Origin of the sequence: Enterobacter sp. FB (genome assembly GCF_000805795.1) — a bacterium.
Taxonomy (GTDB): domain Bacteria; phylum Pseudomonadota; class Gammaproteobacteria; order Enterobacterales; family Enterobacteriaceae; genus Enterobacter; species Enterobacter roggenkampii.
In genome coordinates, this window is the sequence record NZ_JSZC01000013.1 from 1,834,800 (window position 1) to 1,853,953 (window position 19,154).

Annotated in this window: 18 protein-coding genes; all 18 read right to left on the reverse strand. The window is 50.9% G+C overall.

Features of this window, described 5'->3' with window-relative positions; translation table 11 throughout:
• Positions 1 to 34: 34 nt before the first annotated feature.
• The 18 genes from PI91_RS15715 to PI91_RS15800 all read right to left on the reverse strand — a co-directional run bounded on the left by PI91_RS15715 (position 35) and on the right by PI91_RS15800 (position 19,109).
• Positions 35 to 457, reverse strand: coding sequence for a hypothetical protein (locus tag PI91_RS15715; RefSeq protein WP_032638008.1), 423 nt, complete (start codon positions 455 to 457; stop codon positions 35 to 37).
• 116 nt (positions 458 to 573) lie between these two features.
• Positions 574 to 915 carry a hypothetical protein gene (locus PI91_RS26480; RefSeq protein WP_230469168.1) on the reverse strand — a complete coding sequence of 114 codons (342 nt, stop codon included), beginning with the start codon at positions 913 to 915 and terminating at the stop codon, positions 574 to 576.
• A 367-nt stretch (positions 916 to 1,282) separates the two neighbouring features.
• Positions 1,283 to 1,645, reverse strand: a complete 363-nt coding sequence (locus PI91_RS26550) for an Imm43 family immunity protein (protein ID WP_369804041.1) — start codon at positions 1,643 to 1,645, stop codon at positions 1,283 to 1,285.
• Entirely contained in the window at positions 1,642 to 1,941 is a 300-nt protein-coding gene (locus PI91_RS26555) for an Imm43 family immunity protein (protein ID WP_255355291.1), read from the reverse strand. The genes PI91_RS26550 and PI91_RS26555 overlap by 4 nt, the downstream gene beginning before the upstream one ends.
• Positions 1,941 to 6,329 carry an RHS repeat-associated core domain-containing protein gene (locus PI91_RS15730; protein WP_039266561.1) on the reverse strand — a complete coding sequence of 1,463 codons (4,389 nt, stop codon included), beginning with the start codon at positions 6,327 to 6,329 and terminating at the stop codon, positions 1,941 to 1,943. The genes PI91_RS26555 and PI91_RS15730 overlap by 1 nt, the downstream gene beginning before the upstream one ends.
• Before the next feature lie 3 nt (positions 6,330 to 6,332).
• Entirely contained in the window at positions 6,333 to 6,773 is a 441-nt protein-coding gene (locus PI91_RS15735) for a DcrB-related protein (RefSeq protein ID WP_032652285.1), read from the reverse strand.
• A 75-nt stretch (positions 6,774 to 6,848) separates the two neighbouring features.
• The gene (locus PI91_RS15740) at positions 6,849 to 7,925 is read right to left on the reverse strand and encodes a hypothetical protein (protein ID WP_039266562.1); all 1,077 of its coding nucleotides are present in this window, start codon (positions 7,923 to 7,925) and stop codon (positions 6,849 to 6,851) included.
• Positions 7,926 to 7,928: 3 nt separating this feature from the next.
• A complete protein-coding gene (locus tag PI91_RS15745) occupies positions 7,929 to 8,483 on the reverse strand; it encodes a hypothetical protein (protein ID WP_224162624.1) in 555 nt (184 codons plus the stop codon).
• Positions 8,484 to 8,558: 75 nt separating this feature from the next.
• Complete coding sequence (locus PI91_RS15750; protein ID WP_072204174.1) at positions 8,559 to 9,056, reverse strand: hypothetical protein; 498 nt, start codon at positions 9,054 to 9,056, stop codon at positions 8,559 to 8,561.
• Positions 9,049 to 10,971: a type VI secretion system Vgr family protein gene (locus tag PI91_RS15755; RefSeq protein WP_039266564.1), complete on the reverse strand. Its 1,923-nt coding sequence runs from the start codon at positions 10,969 to 10,971 to the stop codon at positions 9,049 to 9,051. The genes PI91_RS15750 and PI91_RS15755 overlap by 8 nt, the downstream gene beginning before the upstream one ends.
• A gap of 155 nt (positions 10,972 to 11,126) precedes the next feature.
• Positions 11,127 to 12,227: an ADP-ribosylarginine hydrolase Tri1 gene (gene tri1 / locus PI91_RS15760; RefSeq protein WP_039266565.1), complete on the reverse strand. Its 1,101-nt coding sequence runs from the start codon at positions 12,225 to 12,227 to the stop codon at positions 11,127 to 11,129.
• Positions 12,228 to 12,264: 37 nt separating this feature from the next.
• Positions 12,265 to 12,645: an immunity protein Tsi6 family protein gene (locus PI91_RS15765; protein WP_039266935.1), complete on the reverse strand. Its 381-nt coding sequence runs from the start codon at positions 12,643 to 12,645 to the stop codon at positions 12,265 to 12,267.
• An 80-nt stretch (positions 12,646 to 12,725) separates the two neighbouring features.
• Positions 12,726 to 13,793, reverse strand: coding sequence for an ADP-ribosylarginine hydrolase Tri1 (gene tri1 / locus PI91_RS15770; RefSeq protein WP_039266566.1), 1,068 nt, complete (start codon positions 13,791 to 13,793; stop codon positions 12,726 to 12,728).
• Positions 13,794 to 13,818: 25 nt separating this feature from the next.
• The gene (locus PI91_RS15775; RefSeq protein ID WP_039266567.1) at positions 13,819 to 14,169 is read right to left on the reverse strand and encodes an immunity protein Tsi6 family protein; all 351 of its coding nucleotides are present in this window, start codon (positions 14,167 to 14,169) and stop codon (positions 13,819 to 13,821) included.
• Positions 14,170 to 14,517: 348 nt separating this feature from the next.
• Positions 14,518 to 15,591 carry a hypothetical protein gene (locus PI91_RS15785; protein ID WP_039266569.1) on the reverse strand — a complete coding sequence of 358 codons (1,074 nt, stop codon included), beginning with the start codon at positions 15,589 to 15,591 and terminating at the stop codon, positions 14,518 to 14,520.
• A gap of 22 nt (positions 15,592 to 15,613) precedes the next feature.
• A complete protein-coding gene (locus PI91_RS15790; protein WP_028013479.1) occupies positions 15,614 to 16,048 on the reverse strand; it encodes a hypothetical protein in 435 nt (144 codons plus the stop codon).
• A gap of 24 nt (positions 16,049 to 16,072) precedes the next feature.
• The gene (locus tag PI91_RS15795; protein WP_039266570.1) at positions 16,073 to 17,128 is read right to left on the reverse strand and encodes a PAAR domain-containing protein; all 1,056 of its coding nucleotides are present in this window, start codon (positions 17,126 to 17,128) and stop codon (positions 16,073 to 16,075) included.
• Positions 17,129 to 17,150: 22 nt separating this feature from the next.
• Positions 17,151 to 19,109, reverse strand: coding sequence for a type VI secretion system Vgr family protein (locus PI91_RS15800; RefSeq protein WP_039266571.1), 1,959 nt, complete (start codon positions 19,107 to 19,109; stop codon positions 17,151 to 17,153).
• Between the last annotated feature and the right edge of the window lie 45 nt (positions 19,110 to 19,154).

Consider the following 19,154-nt stretch of genomic DNA (forward strand, 5'->3'; position numbering starts at 1 on the left):
GCTTTGGCGTGGATTTTTTTATAGCGTAACGAACTTATCCCCTCTTGCGCAGATAGAACTCTAGATATTTTTTAGGTCTATCCTGAAACGCACGCTCTTTGCCGTAGTTATAAGCATCGTTAAAATATTTATACGCTTCCTCGAATTGATTCAACTCATAACAGACCATGCCGAGATCGATTAAGGGTGCAGTGTCTATATCCGATCCACGTGTCCGTAATGTCGTCTCTCCCCATTTCTTTGCCTCAGCGTAATCCGCGAGATCAAAATATGCGCCGTACATGCAGGCAGAGATCCAGTTGGCAAATTCAGATTCGAGCTTTGGTCCAGGAAGAGCTTGCCAGGCTTTTTGGTATTGCTCTAAAGCCTCGGCGTATTTTTGGTTGCCGTGAAACTCGTTTCCTTTTTGTACAAGAGATGTAACTTTTTCATCAAATTTATCGAAACCGTTTTTCATATTTTTATTCATTATCAATCGAAAAGAGACCTCCTTGCCTATATAAAAGTGGATTTAAGCGAAAAATGTTGTCAGAAGCAAGGAGGGTTCTAAAAGTGTTAGTTTTTATTATTAACCTAGTCAAAAAAGAATTGCTTAAAGCCTTCTGCCTCAACATCCTTTAGCTTGTTTTTTAGCATTAAATCGATATCTTTCAGAAAGTCCTCTCTAAAATTAAAATCATCAGCTGTAACATCACCATCATATTTACTTTGTTCTATCTCAATGGCAGAACAAAAAGAATCCAAAAAGTCAGCTAAGGAACTGGAAATGATGAAATTTCTTTTTTGGATACTACCATAAACTGGAGAGGTTATATTTTTGGTATCACAAAAAAGAACATCTCCATTTCTTTCAGCAAAGATTACATAATCATCGTGCCAAGCCGTATCATTTTGAACTCTCCAGCCTGATAACATTTCTTTTAGCTCTTGGGACTCAACAATCTGTATAAAGAAGGCACCATCAAATGTTGGGTGGTCATTTAAAATCAAATGGCTATAAAAAATCGAATTTCACCATTTAAATTTACAGGAAAAGAAATTTCATTCTCATCGTCTGTATATACTATCTCTCCCATATTTAAATCATTCATTTTGAATTTGTTAACAAAGTCTTGGATAGTATTTTTTATATGCATTATTCCTCTTTAAGAGTTAACATTATTGGCTACTCTTAAAATTACTATGACCCATAGTTGAAAAATGTACCCATAATCCAAAGAACTTCTTCGCGCCATTAAAAAAGAAAAACAAAGAATCAATAATGGCACGACACCCTTCAATATTAAGGTAGTTTATTGCCCTTTCTTTTACGATTTGAGTCTATTTCGTAGAAATAATCTTCACAGAAAACGTCTAAAGCATTTTCCAGTGGAACAAGTTTCACCCCCCGGAATCCTTTACTTTCTATAACTTCCTTGACCTCTTGTTTAACAATAATAAAACCACCTAACAATGTGTCGTTCAACGAAAGTATATCATATTCAAGCGCATCATCATTGAATTCAATTTTAAAAGGTATGATATCTCCGAACTTATCCTCTTCGAGAATAGATTTATCCTCATCTATAACATCGCCGCCTGGAAAATATACATATTTAAAATCATCCCGAAGAACTTGACCATTCCCAATCGAAACTGGTGTTATATCTCGGCCAAAAAAACATTGTGCTTATAATTTTCAAAAATTGAAAATAAAGACTTACCCATCAAGTGTCCAAAGTCTTTTTTATAATAGTCAAATTTCAAAGCCCCAACATTTTTATTGCACAACAAATAAATACGGTCTGGGCATGCATCGTCTGTTATTCGATAAGGGAAGGAAAATGCAGAGCCTTCTATTTCCCAGTTTTCATTGATCTGTAATCTTTCATCAACCATGCCCTGTAAATTTCTTGGCATGAGTGATGATTCAAAGTCATTCATGATCACATAATAGGACATTAATTCATTCTCCTGCATTTTGTTGTGGGAACATGTCCCATCCAAATTTTATTCTTCATATCAATCTGGATCCGCCTTATAGCTATCCTCGCCCCTTTAGCATCCAATCTTCCAGAATTATATCGTTGCTCAACACGAGCAATGCGCTGACGGACAATGTCACTATAGTTATGATGATTACTACTATGGAAAACATCCATACCTTTCCCTGCATCTTGTTTCATCGCTGATGCACTACCTGGAACATGAATACCATTAAATGCAGAGTTCATGTCTTTTCCGATACCAATATTATTGAAGAATGATTGGTTCTCTTTCCACACCTCAACGGGTATAACATGGTGAGCAGAAAGTCTATCACCAACTTTACCAGCCATAGCTTTATCTAATATACCGCTATTAGATAGCCCCCACGGATCCACCCACCCCAGCGCATTCGGCGCATACTGGTAAAGGTTTATTCCCCCCGCCAGCCCTATCGGGTCCTGCTGCGTAAACCTTCCGCAGTCCGGGTCATAATACCGGAACAGATTGTAGTGCAGCCCTGTCTCACGGTCCAGGTATTGCCCCTGCATGCGCAGGTTCTGAGAATATCCTGATATCTGCGTCTCGCTTTCCCGCAGCAGCTTGCCCCAGGCGCCGTTCACACCTTCCCAGCGTACCTGCCCTTCGATATCCGTCATCCGCTCCGGCGTGCCGTTGGGCTGGCAGTGGAACCAGAAAATCTCCGGGGCATCAACGCCGTCAATACGCGCCAGCGGGTCGTAACTGTCCTGATCGCTGTAAACGTAGGTCAGCGGCACATCCCCGTGCACCTCCTGCAGCAGGCGGAACCCTTCCCAGACAAACCGGGTGGTGACCGGCTTGCCGGTTGGCTGTCCGCCCAGCATCTGGCGGCGCGTTTTGCTGATGCGGCGACCGAGCGGATCGTAGCGGAAGCTGACCTGCGTCTGCGGTTTGTTGCGATCCCGCGGCTGGCTGATGACTTCCGTCAGGCGATGTTCGCCGTCGTAGCGGTAGTGCCAGCGGGTCTGGCCGTTATCCTTTTCAACGGTGCGGCCGTGGATGTCATAACGCCAGCGAATGCCGTTCAGCTGCGTCAGGCGGTTGTGTGTAACCTTCTCAGCAGATCCGTAGAGCGGGTTACCGGCTGCATCCCAGCGCCACTGCTCCTGACCCGGCAGCGTGCCGTCCTGAACGAGCAGGCGCCCGGCGCTGTCGTACTGCCAGCGGTACCAGCTGAACGGGTTATCGTCCCGCTCTTCGCGCACCAGATTATTGCGGTAGTCGTAATCCCAGCGGCGGGACCAGCGGCGCGGCGACGGGCGTTGCGCATTGCCGGTAAAGACGTCCCGGCGGTGCAGTCGGCCGAGGCGGTCGTACTCGCTGCGGGTGGTCAACAGCCCCTGGGTGCGGCTGGTCTCACGGTGGAGTTCGTCGCGAGTAAAATCGGAGACCGACAGCTTATCGAGAGCAATGCTGAGCAAATGCCCGCTGCCGTAGTAGAACTGCTTCAGCTCGCGACCATCGGGCAGCGTGACGGAGGTGCGGTTGCCCAGCGCGTCATACTCCCACGCCAGCTCACCGTGCTCGCCCGCTTCGCGCGTCACGCGACCGAGCGCGTCATACTCAAAGGCGAGCTCCTGCTCTGCCTCGGTGGTCCACGCGTCGGCTGAAAGCGCAGGATGCAGACCAATCCGGCTTAATAGCCCGGACGGCGTGTAATGGTAGCGGGTCTGCCCTTCCGGCGTGGTGCGGGCGACCAGCTGGCCGCTCGCGCTCCAGGCGAAGGCGTGGGTAATAGCCTCCGGATGACCGGCGGCAAAGGTGCGCGCAATCGTGCGCCCGCAGGCATCATAGCGATACTGCGAGGCTACGCCATCGAGCCCCACCTCTTCCAGCAGCAGCGAGTCTGGCCCCCAGCGGAACTGATACGCTTCGCCGTTCTCGTTTTCCAGGGCAATCAGACGCCCGCGGCTGTCCCAGCGGCGTCGCACTTCTTCACCCTGCGTATTACGGGTGGCGGTTAAGCGCCCCGCCTCGTCGTATCTGAACTCACTTTCTTTCCCGTCAGCACCCGCATGCTTCACCGGCAGGCCACGTTCGTTCCATTTGAGCGATTCCGTCCAGCCTTCCGGGCGATCGAGCTGCACCGGACGCCCTGCGGCGTCGTAGCGGTAGCGCGTCTCTTCACCGTCGGCGCCAGTCTCAGCCACCAGCCAGCCCAGCGGATGATAGCGATAGCGGGTAATACGCCCGGAACAGTCCGTCGAACGGACAATCTGCCCGGCCTCGTTGTACTCCTGGTAGCGGCTGTTGCCTGCGGCATCGACCTCTTCCACGACCTGGCCGAACGCGTCCCGGCGCAGCTGCGTTGTCTGCCCCATCGGGTCCACCACGCGCTTCAGCCCGTGATGTTCGTCGTACCAGAACCGGGTGGCGCTGCCGTCGGCTTCGATAATGGCCGCGGGAAGCGCGCGGTGCTCCAGCCAGGTGGTGGTGCGTGTATTGCCGTCGGCATCGGTCTCCTCCACCCGGTTGCCCATCTCGTCGTAGACGAAGGTGACGGCGTTGCCGAGCGGATCGATGCGACGCGTCAGAAGCTCGTTATCATCCCACTCGTAGCGCCAGTTTTCACCGCGCTCGTCAACGTAGCGGACAATCAGATTCTGCGCGTTCCAGTAGTGGCGGCGCGTCTGACCATCGTAGTGCTCGACGGTCGTCAGCCCGGCGGCCAAATCGTAGCTAAAGCGGCAGCCGTCGCCGGTGCTGGTGCGGTTTTCCACCACGCGCCAGTGGTCGAATTTTTGCCAGCGGTATTCGCTCTCCAGCCCGCCCGGCATCCGGTGCCAGACCATCAGGCCGTGGTCGTTGTAACGGTATTCACGCGTCACCACGCCGGAGGCGTCCGTCGCGCTCGCCAACTGGCCGCGCGCATCGTAGCCCCACTGCATCAGCGGCCAGGTTTGGTTGCCGTCGAAATGGCTGGCTGCGGTCACGCGCAGCGGGAAGCGCTCATCTTCATAGCGCAGGGTGACGTCGATGGCCCGCGGCTCATCATGGATACCAACCAGCCTGCCGTGCTCGTCCCACTCCGTCAGCAACGCGTTGTCGTATTCGTCGCTGAGGGAGGCCAGACGCAGGATGGAGGGATTCGCGCGGGTCGGTTTATACAGACGCCACACCGCGCCGTCATCGTCGGCAATCGCCACGTCGCCGTTCTCATTGCGGCGGATAATGATGCCTTCGCTGATGCTGTAAAACGCGCGGTCGACAGGCGGCAGTTCAAAGCTCAGCTCGCGCCCGGTTTCGTCGAACCAGGTGGCATTGTTATCTTCCAGCGAGAGATAGCTGTCAAAGGTCGTTGCCCAGCCCAGGCCGAACAGCCCTTCGCGGGTGGTCAGGCTGTTGTAGCTGCGCTGCCAGCGAAGCGGGAAGCGCCCCGGCAGCGAGAAGTCGAGCTCGTCGTCGTCGTTCAGCACCTTCACGCCGGTGGCGGCATGGACCGGATGCGAGGAGCCAAACACGGCGTTGACCGCCATATCCGCCAGCATCCCGCCGCCGGCCGCGGCCAGCGCGCAGGGCATGTTTTTGAGGATCTTGCCCGGACGCCCGCGCAGCAGGGAGAGCGCAATCATCCCCAGCGCCAGACCCGGCGTTTTACCGCTTTTAATATCGCGGACCGTGAGCGTGTCCCCGCCGATGATCACGTTCGGGGAGACGTCGTCGGAAACGGTGCCTTCGCAGGTGGTGCGATCTTTCGCACGCACCGCGGGCTGCCCGTTGATAAAGACGCTTTTGGAGCCTTCCGCCAGATACTGTGGCCCGGAGTGCTTTTCACACGCCACCTTGTCCTCTTCCAGCGGCGAGGTTCCCGCGGCGGCTGAGGCAACGCTCGGCTGCCACATTTCGCTGCCAAACTGTCCGGCGGCGGAAAGCAGCATGCCCGCGTAATCGGCAAAGCTGCCCGGCGACTGCGGCTCAGGGGACGGTGTATCGGCGGGCGTGAGCGTGCCTGCCGCGCGCGCGGCAGGGATTGCGTTGGTCAGTACGTTGTTCGAACCGGTGGTAATTTTACCCGCAGGCGACGGCGGGAAAAGCGCATTGCCTAACCCTTCCGCGACGTTGCTGATATCGTCGGTGATCCCCGCCACGTTCGCCAGCACGCCACCGATAATCCCGCTTAACAGACAGCTGGACCCAATCGCCGCCACGCCCGCTGCGGCGGCTCCGGCACCGAGGAGTGGCGCGGCGGCCGTAGCCGCCAGCCCCACTGCCGCACCGATCACCGCATAGGCGGCACCTTCCGCCACAATGCTGGTGATATCAGCAAAAATGCTGGAGTGAATAATCTCGTCGCCCTTACGGGCCGCGTTGTTATCGCTCATGCCTTACACATTCCGGTTGTCGTTTAGCGTCAGACTCTGCTTAAGCGCGCTCCAGCGCACCTCGTCCTCTTCGGTAAAGGCTCTTAATGCCGAGAGGGTAAAAATCATCAATATCGGTTTGCCCGGCGTCTGCACGGCCAGCTGTTTTTGCCACAGGCGCTGTCCGTTACGGTCAAAGGTGGTCTCAACTTCCAGCCCGCTAATTTTTCCGTCAGGCCCGGCGTTTACGTTCCGGAATTCGCTCTGGGCGATCTCACCCATCTGAGGACGCAACACATCCCACTGGCGGTGAAACTCTTGTTCGTAGTCGCTGCCATCGGGAATCACGCCGCGGCTGACCACCACGGACAGCCCGCTTTCGTCATCGCGAATAATGTTCATGCTGTTATCCTGCCAGGCAGCAGGAAAAAGGGAAAATGAACCTTCCTGGAGGGTGTATTTCATAAGTGAACTCGGGATGATTAATATTGAGAGAAACAAAAAGGCCAATCCATGTTGGCCCTTTGGCTGGCTGTTTTATTATTTACGCCATTGACCTGATTGTTCGACTAAAACATGGCTGCCTTTGCTGACAACCAATTTCACGGGTGCATACGTCACGGTATAAGAGATCTCGCCATTCTTGTAGGTTGAGCCGATTATTTTACCTGCGGAGTCGTGCAACGTTTTTCCCCTTAAGGAGATCGTACTGTTATCGCTTTTGCGCACGCCGAGATAGACCATCTGATCACATTCGCTATCAAAATGACCGCACTTATTTATAAGAGAAATAGCGAACCTTTCGGTGTCCAGTTTTCTGGTTTCAGCGTTTTGAACCGAAGCGGCTTTACGTAACGTATAACGCTGCGGAGCATAATAATTTCCTTTTTGAGGAGGAGTAACTAAACGCCATTCCATCTCACTCCCCTTTATTTCCAGAACAGCCCGTCCGCCTGCGCCGCCAAACGATGAGTTGAACTCAACGTTCACACGGTTTCCCGCGATCGTACCGCTAAGATTTCGCTCATCATCTTCCGGGCAGTCGATGCGGTTTCCTCTCTGGGAGATATAGCAATAAGACCCGGTGATACGGTTGCCTGATTCAGCTAACTGCAGGGTTAACGTCGAGTCGTTGCCAACCCCGCCTGCCCAAACCCCGTCAAACGCAGGTCTCGATTGGCTGTTCGCTGCAAACTGCATCGTATTGAACCTGGCGGCCCATTGCTGAATATCGGCATTAATCGGCTGACTATTATCAGAGGACTGGTAATGGATAACGTTTGATTCTGGAACCACCCAGGCCGCGAAGATTCTGCCGTCAGGATTGATAACCAGCGCTGAGGCATTTTCCTGGTAGAGATCCTTTAGCCAGCCCTCAACAAACAATCCTCCACCTGGAGTGGTATGCGGTTCGCCAAAGACATCAAAGTTATCAATAAAGGCCTGGTAATGATTTCCCAGCGTTTTCCTGAGAATGTCTGTCACTTCGCTATCATTAACGATGCGACTTACCGTATCGAGCTTATTGTATTGCGATAATTCAAGTGCCGTAGAGGTTTCAACGACGCCAGCCAATAAAGCCGCGCACAATGCGGATGCTAAAAATTTATTGGACATAATTTACTCTGAAGAACCATTATCGTAATTCATTGTTATTTTCACAACGTTGCCGCCCTTCATCTCAAAAGAGAGTACTTTTTTACCCAACGCATAGGAAACCCACTGGGTCCCTGAATCATTTTCAACAAGGCCATTGCCGTATGCGTTGTTCAGCTCTCTGGTTGTTGAACCCACATGGACACCCCGCGGCGTTGCGAAGTCTTCGGCAGTCAGCGTAATCTGCGACACGATATAATCATCAACGCTTCGTTCAGCTTTATCCCACCAGAGATTGGAACTGAATATTTCTAACCCAGCCCTTTGATGCTGGTAGAATTTATAGTTCGTTCCGTCAAAAGGAACCTCACCGACAAAGTTGCCTTCCCACGGCACATCAATTTTACCGGCACTATCAGGAGACCATCGGTCGCCCAATGCGACAGGCTGGTCTTTGATCTGCACAGAAAAATCCCGTTTTGTCAGAACGGGAGGCATCACCTGAGCCAAAACCACATTGCTGCCGAGACAGGTAAACATCAGGGCAGAAAAAAGAAATGTCGGCGTGTGTTTTTTCACGTTAATCGTCATTTATTGAATGTGTATTGCAATTATCATCCAGAAGAAACCGCCAGGACATGAGTGCAGTATTTCTTAGTCTGCGCTAATGACGACTGAACCCAGACAGTGAGGATTTTTCACGGTGAAACTGAAGCTCACCTTTTGTCCATTCATATCTTTTCGGGCTGTATAGCTGGTCACTTCGTTCTCCGAACGGCCGCGCGGATAATCAGTTAACCTCAACTGCGGATAGCGCTTTTTAACGGTATCAAGCGTTATGCATTGACCTGAGGAGGGTGAAAAATTCAGTAAAGGCGCCATGCCGTCGTTATCTTTGCTTAAACGTAACTCAATTGCGGTTATGTTCGTCCCATCAGCGAGTTTGATATCGTCGGCATTGTAGAAATTGATATATTCATTTTGCCTGGTCATCTTAAACGATAACGGCGCATTACTAAGGGTTGTAACGGATAACGTCTTAAGCGATGCGCTCATCCCGGAAATGAACATCCAAAGATCCTTTTTCTGAGCGTCTCCTTCAGCCATTCCCGTCGTTAATAATGCGATAAGTACCGCACCGGCCTTACTCATCTTTTGGCGTAAATTTCGCCTGCACCGCCGCATCAATATCCCCTTTATGCCCCGATCCCGGCGCCGTCGTGCCCGGCTTGGTTCCCGACGTGTTCAGATGCAGCTTACCGCCCGTGGTGATATACCCATCCCCCTCGACAAAGAAGTTAAACTCTTTGCCGATCAGGTTAATCTTGCCGTTCGCGTTGAGTTCAATGGCGCTCTCACCAGAGACCAACCGCAGCTTCGTCCCGGAAGCGATAACATACTGCTCCACCGCCGCATCCAGCTTACCTTTCCCCGTCAGGATCTCGGTGCCACCTTTCACGGCCTGGGTCTGATTCGCTTCCACGCGATGCAGTTCATTTTTCTTCACGTAATGGCTGCGCGCTCCGCCGACGCTGTGCGTTTCATCATTTTTAACGCTGGTGTCCATGTTACGCTCGGCCTGGATCCACACCTGCTCTGCACCCGCTTTATCCTCAAACCGCAGGGCGTTGGCATTGTCCACGGAACCGTCTTTTGTGCGGCTCATAAAGCCCATCTGCGTCGCCGCAGCCGGCAGCGCCCACGGCGGCATGCTCGCGTCGTTGTACACGCGCCCGGTAATAATCGGCCGGTCCGGGTCGCCGTTGATAAAGTCCACCACCACCTCATCGCCCACGCGCGGGATCTGCACCCCGCCGTAGCCCTGGCCCGCCCACGCGCTCGACACGCGCACCCAGCAGGAGCTGGTGTCATCGCCTTTCGCCAGACGGTCCCAGTGGAACTTCACCTTCACGCGACCGTATTTGTCCGTCCAGATACTCTCGCCCTTCGGCCCCACCACTTTCGCCGTCTGCGGGCCGTAGGTGCGCGGCCACGCCGTGGTCTGCGCCGGACGGTAGGCCACCGCCGACGGGATGACCGTAAAATCGGTCCGGTGAATGGTCTCCCCCTCGCCGCTGGCATAGCGGTTCTCTTCGAGGTGGTAACCCGCGGCAGTGACCAGATACTCTCCGTTGTCGCTGAAGAACGGCGCGTTGGTTAAGGTGAAGGTGTGCCCGGGCGCAATCCCCGCCGCCGTGGCGGTGGCCTGAATCTGCTGGTGCTCAACCTGCCAGCGCTCCTGACGGATACGGGCATAGAACTCCCCGTGCCCCTTGTCCACAAAGCGCCCCGGCCAGTCGTACACGTCAATGCTGCCCGGCGTCGGCGACGCCGGGTTCTGCTGGGCCTGGAACAACCACGCGTTCGGCTTGCGGAAGTCATAGTCGTCGAGGCTGTAAATCCCCGGCGTCACGCTGTCCTCCAGCGCCCACTGGCTGATGCCCTCTTCATCCGTACTGCCGCCGGACGGCGTCTGGTGGTAAGGAATAACCTCATAGCCGCTGAACGGCTGGTACTGCGTGGCGGCGTCGGTGAGCACCAGGGTGTGCTTGTCCGCCTCATGGCGGAAGTGATACGCAATCCCCTCCAGCTCCATCAGACGGCTGATGAAGTCCAGGCTCGACTCCTGATACTGCACGCAGTAGTCCCACACCCGGTAGCTGCCGGTGAGTTTATCCTCAACGTTGACCTGATGCTCACCCAGCAGGGTTTTCACAATCTGCGGCACCGTCTGGCCCTGGAAAATACGCAGGTTACGGTCGCGCTTCATTGGCCACAGGTCCGGCTCCACCGTAAGCTGGTACACCGCATAGCGGGTCCCCGTCAGCTCAACGGCGCTGACCGCCACGCGGGTAATCTTGCCGTTAATATAGCGGGACGTCAGCAGGCTCTGCGTCGGGATGGTCACCGTGACCGGCTGGCCCAGCAGCTTACTGCGGTCAATGCGCGCGTCCGTGCCGAGCACGGTCAGCGTCAGCGCGAACGACTCGGACATCGCCTCGCGGCCCGTCAGTTTCCAGAACAGAAGCCCCTCCACCGGGAGCTGAACGGTAATTCGGTTGAGCATAATCTTTATTCCACTATGGACTAATCTCAGTGCCAGAAGTTAACTCATTTCAATACGCAAAGCGTAAACGCTGCTGGTTTGATAATGAGTAGCTGTAAGATTGACTTCTCATGCCAAAAAAACCACTTTTCCTGAATTTTCATCGAGATAAACAGTTACAAGAAAGTGTCTTCAGGGGCTCTATCGAACAATTCACCAGCCATTTTGGCGATACGTTCATGTTGTACGAGTTTATTTTTCCACTCCTGCGGAATAGCGGAATAACCATATAATGCTCCCGCTATTTGTCCCGCCGTTGCCGCAACGCTGTCAGCGTCATCGGCAAGATTGGCGGCCAGCAGAATTGCATCCCGGAAATTATCAGTATTCCATACGGACCACATCGCGGCCTCAAGCGTATCGATAACATAACCACTTGAACGAATCTGATCGCGAGTTTTTTGCTTATACTCACCCGCGTTAATGATCATTACACGTGGCTGAAGCGGCATGACATGCGGAGAAAAAATAAAATCTTTGTTGCTACCATTAATCATATGCACAAGCAAATAACTTAAATACTGAGTGCTATTTATTGCTTCCGCGGCACCGTGTGTTGCGATACTTTGTTTTTTAGCTTCATAAAACGCTTTGTTTAATGATTTTCTAAAAAAAATTGAGACAGGTGCTTGTCTGATAATGGATGCATTACCTGCAGTTTCTGGCGCAGTATTACCGCTCCACCCAGGACCAACAGTTAAATATTGCTCTAAAGCAAATCGAGTTGTATTACCTATATCAAAACAGATGCCATTTGAACTGTTATAACCATGCTGATACCAGCCCAGAAGCTTATTCCTGAAGCATATAGTATCAGCATCACCCTTCTCAAGAAGGGTTTCCGCAAGACAAAGTGCCATGGATGTATCATCTGTCCATTCGCCTGCGCGAAGTCGAAACGGGCCACCACCTGTCATACCTTTGACGTGTGCTTTGTCGCGAGGTAAAAATTCGAGCGTTGTACCTACGGCATCTCCAACAGCAAGACCAATAAGCGCACCGACAGCACGATCCCGTGATTCCGCTACTGAGATATTACATGAAGGTGTTAAGTCCCATTGTTTTTGTACATCACTATTTAAGGATGATTCTAAGTGTTTATTATCATAAGTATACTGAAGCCTACGCTGGACGGAAGGATTACTAATCGGTAAGTATTCGCGATATTTATCCACATATTTTATCAGGGCATTCAAATTAGCATGTAAATCTATCATCCATCACCTAAAATATAGTTACATTCTATATCGCAACCTAAAATTCATCAGGATATTTCATCTTTAGGTTTTGTTGCTTTATTATGTAATTGGCGTCAACCTCGTGCGGTAGCCTAACCTTTAACCCTCGACGTATTTGATCCACAATAAACCAGGCATCCGACAATCTTTCAAAAAACAACTCATCAGAATTATCAAACTCCTTCGCTGCATACATACCGAAAGTCATTTTCCATAATTTTGCTTTATCCTTTTCCTTGCCTTCGATTAAGTCCCGTAGAAATATTAATTGTTGTACAATAGAGTCGTACATTTGTAAAATCGGGGCGTGAGAATGACGATTCGTGACGTCTGCATATCTCTTTTGTGCTAAAGTTAATGCTTTATCAACATAACCAAAGGTTGTCATTTCATTCATTGCAGTAGATTCAGTTAACTTGAAATACGACACCTTAGTACTAGTTGTTTTATCGCCTCGCTTCCCCATATTAATTCTAACTATAAAAAATTATCCTCAGGTGCTCTATCGAATAACTCACCTGCCATTGTGGCGATACGTTCGTGTTGCACGAGTTTATCTTTCCACTCCTGCGGGATACCGGAGTAACCATATAATGCTCCCGCTAATTGTCCCGCCGTCGCCGCAACACTGTCAGCATCATCGGCAAGATTGGCGGCCAGCAGAATTGCATCCCGGAAGTTGTCAGTATTCCATACGGACCACATCGCGGCCTCAAGCGTATCGATAACGTAACCACTTGAACGAATCTGATCGCGAGTTTTTTGCTTATACTCACCCGCATTTATGATCATTACACGCGAGCACAGTGGGAAAACATGAGGGGAAAAAGCTTCTTTTTTTTGATAACCGTTAATTAAATAGTGCAATACCAATCCGAGAAATTGGCATGCGTTAATTGATTCAACCGCGCCATGCGTTGCTCGACTCTGAGCCTGGGATTCGAAGTAAATCGCACGCAGCGATTTTCGACGAAAGATAGACACCGGTGCTTGACGAATAACCCCAGCATTACCAGCAGTGTGTTTCTCTGTATTACCATACCAGGAAGGTCCGACACGCATATATTGTTCAAGTGCGAATCGCGTCGTTTTACCTATATCAAAACAACGACCATTACTGCTGTTCTCCCCATTGAGATACCATTTCAGGAGATATTTTCTAAGCACATCGGTGTGCATTCTGTTTTCTGAAAGATAAGTCTCTGCCAGACATAATGCCATGGACGTATCATCTGTCCATTCACCAGGTTTTAATTGAAAAGGTCCCCCACCAATCATATCCGCCACATGTTCACTGTCTCTGCGTTTAAATTCAAGAGTAGTGCCAACCGCATCTCCAACAGCCAAACCCACTAACGCCCCAAGTGCTTTATCGCGTGAAACATCTTCATTTGTGATTAAAGGTAATACTTCATCCCATACATGAGAGGAATTTGAATCATCAATACTGCTTCTTATTACCTTACGAACATTAACTGGCATGTAGTTACGATAACGATCGGCATAATGATTAATTACTGAGTCTTCGCTGTAAAGATCTATCATCCCGCACCCTTTAATCAAACGTTGTTTACCACTTGCGATACCGTTTTTGCCTTTTCAAATACTCAACGTCTTGCTCATGAGGGAGAATAAACTTCAATCCTTTTCCCATTTGCGAAGCTATATAATTAACATTGGACAAATGCTGAGCAAGTTCTGCATCGGTTGTATCAAATTCTTTTGACGCAAGCACTCCAAGATTTAATTTGTGCAATTTACTTTTATCTTTCTCAGACCCCATTAGAATAGACTTAATATAGTCCAACTGATTCTTCGCCATAACATATAAAGAAAATGTTGGATTTTCTTCTAATCGATGATTAATTGCATCAATAGCATCATTGATATAATCCAGCGCGGTGTAATTTTCTTTACTCATGACTCACCTCAAATACTGCCCTGGCGGTGGCCTGAACCTGCGGATGCTCCACTTCTACCTGTTACACAGCATAGTGCGTGCCCGTTCTCTCAACGGCACCGTTCGCCACGTGGATAATCTTGCCGTTAACATAGCGGGATGTCAGTTTTCAGAACAGAATATCCACTCCCGCGAGCTGAACGATAGTTCAGCTGAGCATGATTTTTTATTCCACGATGAACTGATCTCAGTGCCTGAAGTTAACTAATCCTCAGAACGAGGGCGGTTATAATATTGTTTCTGTGAAACAAAAAATAAAACCACATTTCTGTGGTTTTATTTAGATGGCCATGAATTAACTTTGTCAGCTCATCGTTTTTCTATGCGAAACGTAGAAAGAATGATTTCCATGCATCGTTTATTGGCTTCGTAATAATAATCCTGATGATTACGATGAGGCCCAACCACCTCAACGTAACACCACAAATCATTCATTTTAAAGATACGCATATCGTAATAAGCCCTGATATTCTCAGCAGCACTGACTACCTCTCCCGTACAGCTATAAAGATCGCCTGTAAACGTGGGATTGATATCATTTGGGATGCTGGCAATGTCCGATGTGGTAAGAGAGACCGCACTATCGTGGCGGTTAAAGCGCGCAGTTGCTTCATCGAAAATAGCCTGCGCAGCGGGATAATCAGCCTGACGGAAAAGACAGAAATTAATCACTCCATGGTTGACGTTACCTACTGTGTGTTCAATTACCAGACGATTATCATCCAGCGTATTCACCAGCCATGAATCCGGAATTTTAAATCCACTGTCATTTTTGTTGCTAAGACTGACTGTTTTCAACAGTTCTGAAAGCATCAAATTGCTGCGATGCAGTAAATCCCAGTTGATAGCAATCAGGAAAATAGTATCGGCAATCGTGTTGTAATCTTTTGACGCACAAGCCGTTTTCAAAAGGAAGTAATTTCCCCCACCATTTACGGGATTATAATCCTTCTGCACCGTATATCGTGAAACGACCTCATCACCCGATGGCATCGTTTTAATGGACAGGATATCCGCAAACTTCCCGCTTCCTGAAGGATGCGTAATTATCCTTTGGCTCAGTACTTTCTCACCCATTAAATCGAGCTTATTGATAAGCCAGTCTGACGCATTCATTTCCCACTGACAGTGTTCATATGCAGCCCAGACTTCAATATAGGGGCCGGTGTCATCGGCAATGTATCGTCCGATATTCGTCAGCCCAACCTCCTGAAACGTGATCGGCTTTAACTCTGCTGGCTTAACATTCTGGGGTAACAATAGCCAGTAATGAAGCATCTCTTTTTCTGCAGAGGTATAGAGACATTTCCAGAAATTTTCCCGAATCTCTTTTTCCTGATCCTTCATCTCAAGAGGAAAAAAATATTGTTTTTCAGCAACCATAATGCAACCTCACTCGTCGCGCTTACTTAAGCCATAAACCCGAAAACATAAGGAAGCTTCCGAGGGTAATTAAGCTTTTAGCAAAGATAAGTAAGCCAGGCGCCACGGCACGTGTCATAGACGATAATTTTTCATAATTTTCCGCGTTGTATCTTTTGTGCCCCCCCATAATCCCGGAAAATAACGTGCAGAGCAGCACTACTGTGATCTTTAATCCCCAAACACACAGGAAAGACATGGATAAGATGATCGAATAATGCTTGGCCGTTGCGACGGAAAATAATGACATTGACTGAGCAAGCCATTTCAACGTAAAGCCAATGACGACCGTAGCCACTAACACCAGAACGAACATTAACCCCGCAAGGAGCCACTGCTTTTTGTTAAATAAATCTTTTCCATTCCAGATAAGCGCTAGCGTCCAAATCATAAAGACTATAAAGAAAAACCAATGCATCACAACGTTCCCCATTTACACATTTTAATCTCCTATCAGGACTGTAACACAGCCAGTCTTAATCGTACCATCGCCACTGCCCGCCGCTGGGGACGGCTTACTTTCATCATCGTCATAAATCCAGTCAAGGATCGGTTTGAGAGCAAATTTGATACTGGCATCCCCTCCCAGACCGAGCGCCGCTGCAAGCTCACCGGACACTTTAAGGTTAAATGAATAATCAGTGCTATCAATCCAGGTTCCCACGCCTGCAGAAGCGCCAGCGCTCCCTGCACTCCCTGAAAGTTTGCCATCGGCAACGACTACGCCATAAAAATCGGCTTTAGCCGTCGCCTCTCCTTTGACCGCCGCGGCTTCTGCGCCAAGTTCAACATTAAAACCATAACGCCCTTTATTTCCGTCATATAGTTCACTGACGGCCTTCGCTTCAGCGGTTGCCAGGTATACATCCCCACCGACGCCGCCGTATTGTTGCCCTTCTTTTCCAATGCTTCCCGAGGCGCCATATTGTATCGCGGTGGCGTTTGCATTGAGATTAATCGCCCCGTAATCAGCTCGATCGGTCACTAACGTGCCGCTGGCAGTCGCCACCCCTACTTTAGTACGTACCTCGCCTTTATATTTATCCTGACTTTTTGTATTCCCGACCGTGATATCGGCAAGTGCGAATCCGGCTGAAGCCGTATCGGGTTTTCCAAAGCCGGATTTATCTTCAAGGCTTGCATAGGCGCCAAGCACACGGGCGTCGTAAACATCACCATGTATAGCACCATCTTTACCCGCATCCTTCGCCGCCGTTCCGCCCCAGTATTGCGGAGGTGCGGGTTGAGTGGATGCGACCGCAGGGGTCGCTGAGGTATTGCAACCCGTCTTGTCACCTTCCCTGGCGAGAGGCAAACCGTTCACAAATACCGTTGTTGAACCACTGAGAATACTTCCCTGACCATGTTGGGAGCATGAAAGCGGGTCGCCTTTTCGTGCTGCCGGAAATCCGCCAATAATTACGTTGGGACTTCCGCTTTGAATTGGGCCAGTATGTGCGCTGGAATCAATGCGCGCTCTGGCGGCTGGTTTTCCCATAATAGCGTTCTCTGTACGCAGATTAACTGTTAACTTTTACAATCGCGCCCTTAATATCGGTAAGGTTAGTTCCCGTTATACTCACCGTATCATTTGCCTTGAGCTCGGTATTGATCCCATCACCTAGTTTTGTAAGCTCATCACCTTTGAAGATGGCTTGTTCCACAGCCTCTGCTTTGAGGTTGCCCTGGCCTACGTGAATCTCAATGGTATCCGGGGCGATCAGAATATAGTTGTCTTTAACTTTGAGTTTAATCGTGGTCACAGATTCCAGCAGCGCGTTACCTTCTTTATCCATGGTCAAGACGGTTTGATCTTTCCCAACGTTTATAACGTGCTTGTTACCAATATTATGCGTTTCATTATTACCTACATCTGATTTCAGGTTCCGCTTAATCGTAATATTCTCATCCTGTCCGATGGTTTTTCTACGATCGACACCGACATCATGAGTTTCAGAATTTTCAATATCCGTATCCATATTTTTTTCTGCATGGATCCAGATCTGCTCGTGCCCGGCTTTATCTTCAAAACGGAGAATATTGGCATTGTCTTTATGGCCATCTTTGCTGCGGCTATAAAAGCCCATCTGCGTCGCCGCAGCCGGCAGCGCCCACGGCGGCATGCTCGCGTCGTTGTACACGCGCCCGGTAATAATCGGCCGATCCGGGTCGCCGTTGATAAAGTCCACCACCACCTCATCGCCGACGCGCGGGATCTGCACCCCGCCGTAGCCCTGGCCCGCCCACGCGCTCGACACGCGCACCCAGCAGGAGCTGGTGTCATCGCCCTTCGCCAGACGGTCCCAGTGGAACTTCACCTTCACGCGACCGTATTTGTCCGTCCAGATACTCTCGCCCTTCGGCCCCACCACTTTCGCCGTCTGCGGGCCGTAGGTGCGCGGCCACGCCGTGGTCTGCGCCGGACGGTAGGCCACCGACGCGGGAATGACCGTGAAATCGGTCCGGTGAATGGTCTCCCCCTCGCCGCTGGCATAGCGGTTCTCTTCGAGGTGGTAACCCGCGGCAGTGACCAGATACTCTCCGTTGTCGCTGAAGAACGGCGCGTTGGTTAAGGTGAAGGTGTGCCCGGGCGCAATCCCCGCCGCCGTGGCGGTGGCCTGAATCTGCTGGTGCTCAACCTGCCAGCGCTCCTGACGGATACGGGCATAGAACTCCCCGTGCCCCTTGTCCACAAAGCGCCCCGGCCAGTCGTACACGTCAATGCTGCCCGGCGTCGGCGACGCCGGGTTCTGCTGGGCCTGGAACAGCCACGCGTTCGGCTTGCGGAAGTCATAGTCGTCGAGGCTGTATATCCCCGGCGTCACGCTGTCCTCCAGCGCCCACTGGCTGATGCCCTCTTCGTCCGTACTGCCGCCGGACGGCGTCTGGTGGTAAGGAATAACCTCATAGCCGCTGAACGGCTGGTACTGCGTGGCGGCATCGGTCAGCACCAGGGTGTGCTTGTCCGCCTCATGGCGGAAGTGATACGCAATCCCCTCCAGCTCCATCAGACGGCTAATGAAGTCCAGGCTCGACTCCTGATACTGCACGCAGTAGTCCCACACCCGGTAGCTGCCGGTGAGTTTGTCCTCAACGTTGACCTGATGCTCACCCAGCAGGGTTTTCACAATCTGCGGCACCGTCTGGCCCTGGAAGATACGCAGGTTGCGGTCGCGCTTCATCGGCCACAGGTCCGGCTCCACCGTAAGCTGGTACACCGCATAGCGGGTCCCCGTCAGCTCAACGGCGCTGACCGCCACCCGGGTAATCTTGCCGTTTATATAGCGGGGCGTCAGCAGGCTCTGCGTCGGGATGGTCACCGTGACCGGCTGGCCCAGCAGCTTACTGCGGTCAATGCGCGCGTCCGTGCCGAGCACGGTCAGCGTCAGCGCGAACGACTCGGACATCGCCTCGCGGCCCGTCAGTTTCCAGAACAGAAGCCCCTCCACCGGGAGCTGAACGGTAATTCGGTTGAGCATAATCTTTATTCCATCTAGCTTATGCGATGCAGATAAGAGGTTCTG

Coding starts and splice junctions, on each gene's coding strand:
- PI91_RS15795 (WP_039266570.1), bottom strand. CDS start 17,128: ATGGGAAAACCAGCCGCCAGAGCGCGCATTGATTCCAGCGCACATACT.
- tri1 (WP_039266566.1), bottom strand. CDS start 13,793: ATGATAGATCTTTACAGCGAAGACTCAGTAATTAATCATTATGCCGAT.
- PI91_RS15730 (WP_039266561.1), bottom strand. CDS start 6,329: ATGAGCGATAACAACGCGGCCCGTAAGGGCGACGAGATTATTCACTCC.
- PI91_RS15740 (WP_039266562.1), bottom strand. CDS start 7,925: ATGTCCAATAAATTTTTAGCATCCGCATTGTGCGCGGCTTTATTGGCT.
- PI91_RS15750 (WP_072204174.1), bottom strand. CDS start 9,056: ATGAGTAAGGCCGGTGCGGTACTTATCGCATTATTAACGACGGGAATG.
- PI91_RS15715 (WP_032638008.1), bottom strand. CDS start 457: ATGAAAAACGGTTTCGATAAATTTGATGAAAAAGTTACATCTCTTGTA.
- PI91_RS15785 (WP_039266569.1), bottom strand. CDS start 15,591: ATGGTTGCTGAAAAACAATATTTTTTTCCTCTTGAGATGAAGGATCAG.
- PI91_RS15755 (WP_039266564.1), bottom strand. CDS start 10,971: ATGCTCAACCGAATTACCGTTCAGCTCCCGGTGGAGGGGCTTCTGTTC.
- PI91_RS26555 (WP_255355291.1), bottom strand. CDS start 1,941: ATGTCCTATTATGTGATCATGAATGACTTTGAATCATCACTCATGCCA.
- PI91_RS26480 (WP_230469168.1), bottom strand. CDS start 915: ATGTTATCAGGCTGGAGAGTTCAAAATGATACGGCTTGGCACGATGAT.
- PI91_RS15790 (WP_028013479.1), bottom strand. CDS start 16,048: ATGCATTGGTTTTTCTTTATAGTCTTTATGATTTGGACGCTAGCGCTT.
- PI91_RS15800 (WP_039266571.1), bottom strand. CDS start 19,109: ATGCTCAACCGAATTACCGTTCAGCTCCCGGTGGAGGGGCTTCTGTTC.
- PI91_RS15735 (WP_032652285.1), bottom strand. CDS start 6,773: ATGAAATACACCCTCCAGGAAGGTTCATTTTCCCTTTTTCCTGCTGCC.
- tri1 (WP_039266565.1), bottom strand. CDS start 12,227: ATGATAGATTTACATGCTAATTTGAATGCCCTGATAAAATATGTGGAT.
- PI91_RS15775 (WP_039266567.1), bottom strand. CDS start 14,169: ATGAGTAAAGAAAATTACACCGCGCTGGATTATATCAATGATGCTATT.
- PI91_RS15765 (WP_039266935.1), bottom strand. CDS start 12,645: ATGAATGAAATGACAACCTTTGGTTATGTTGATAAAGCATTAACTTTA.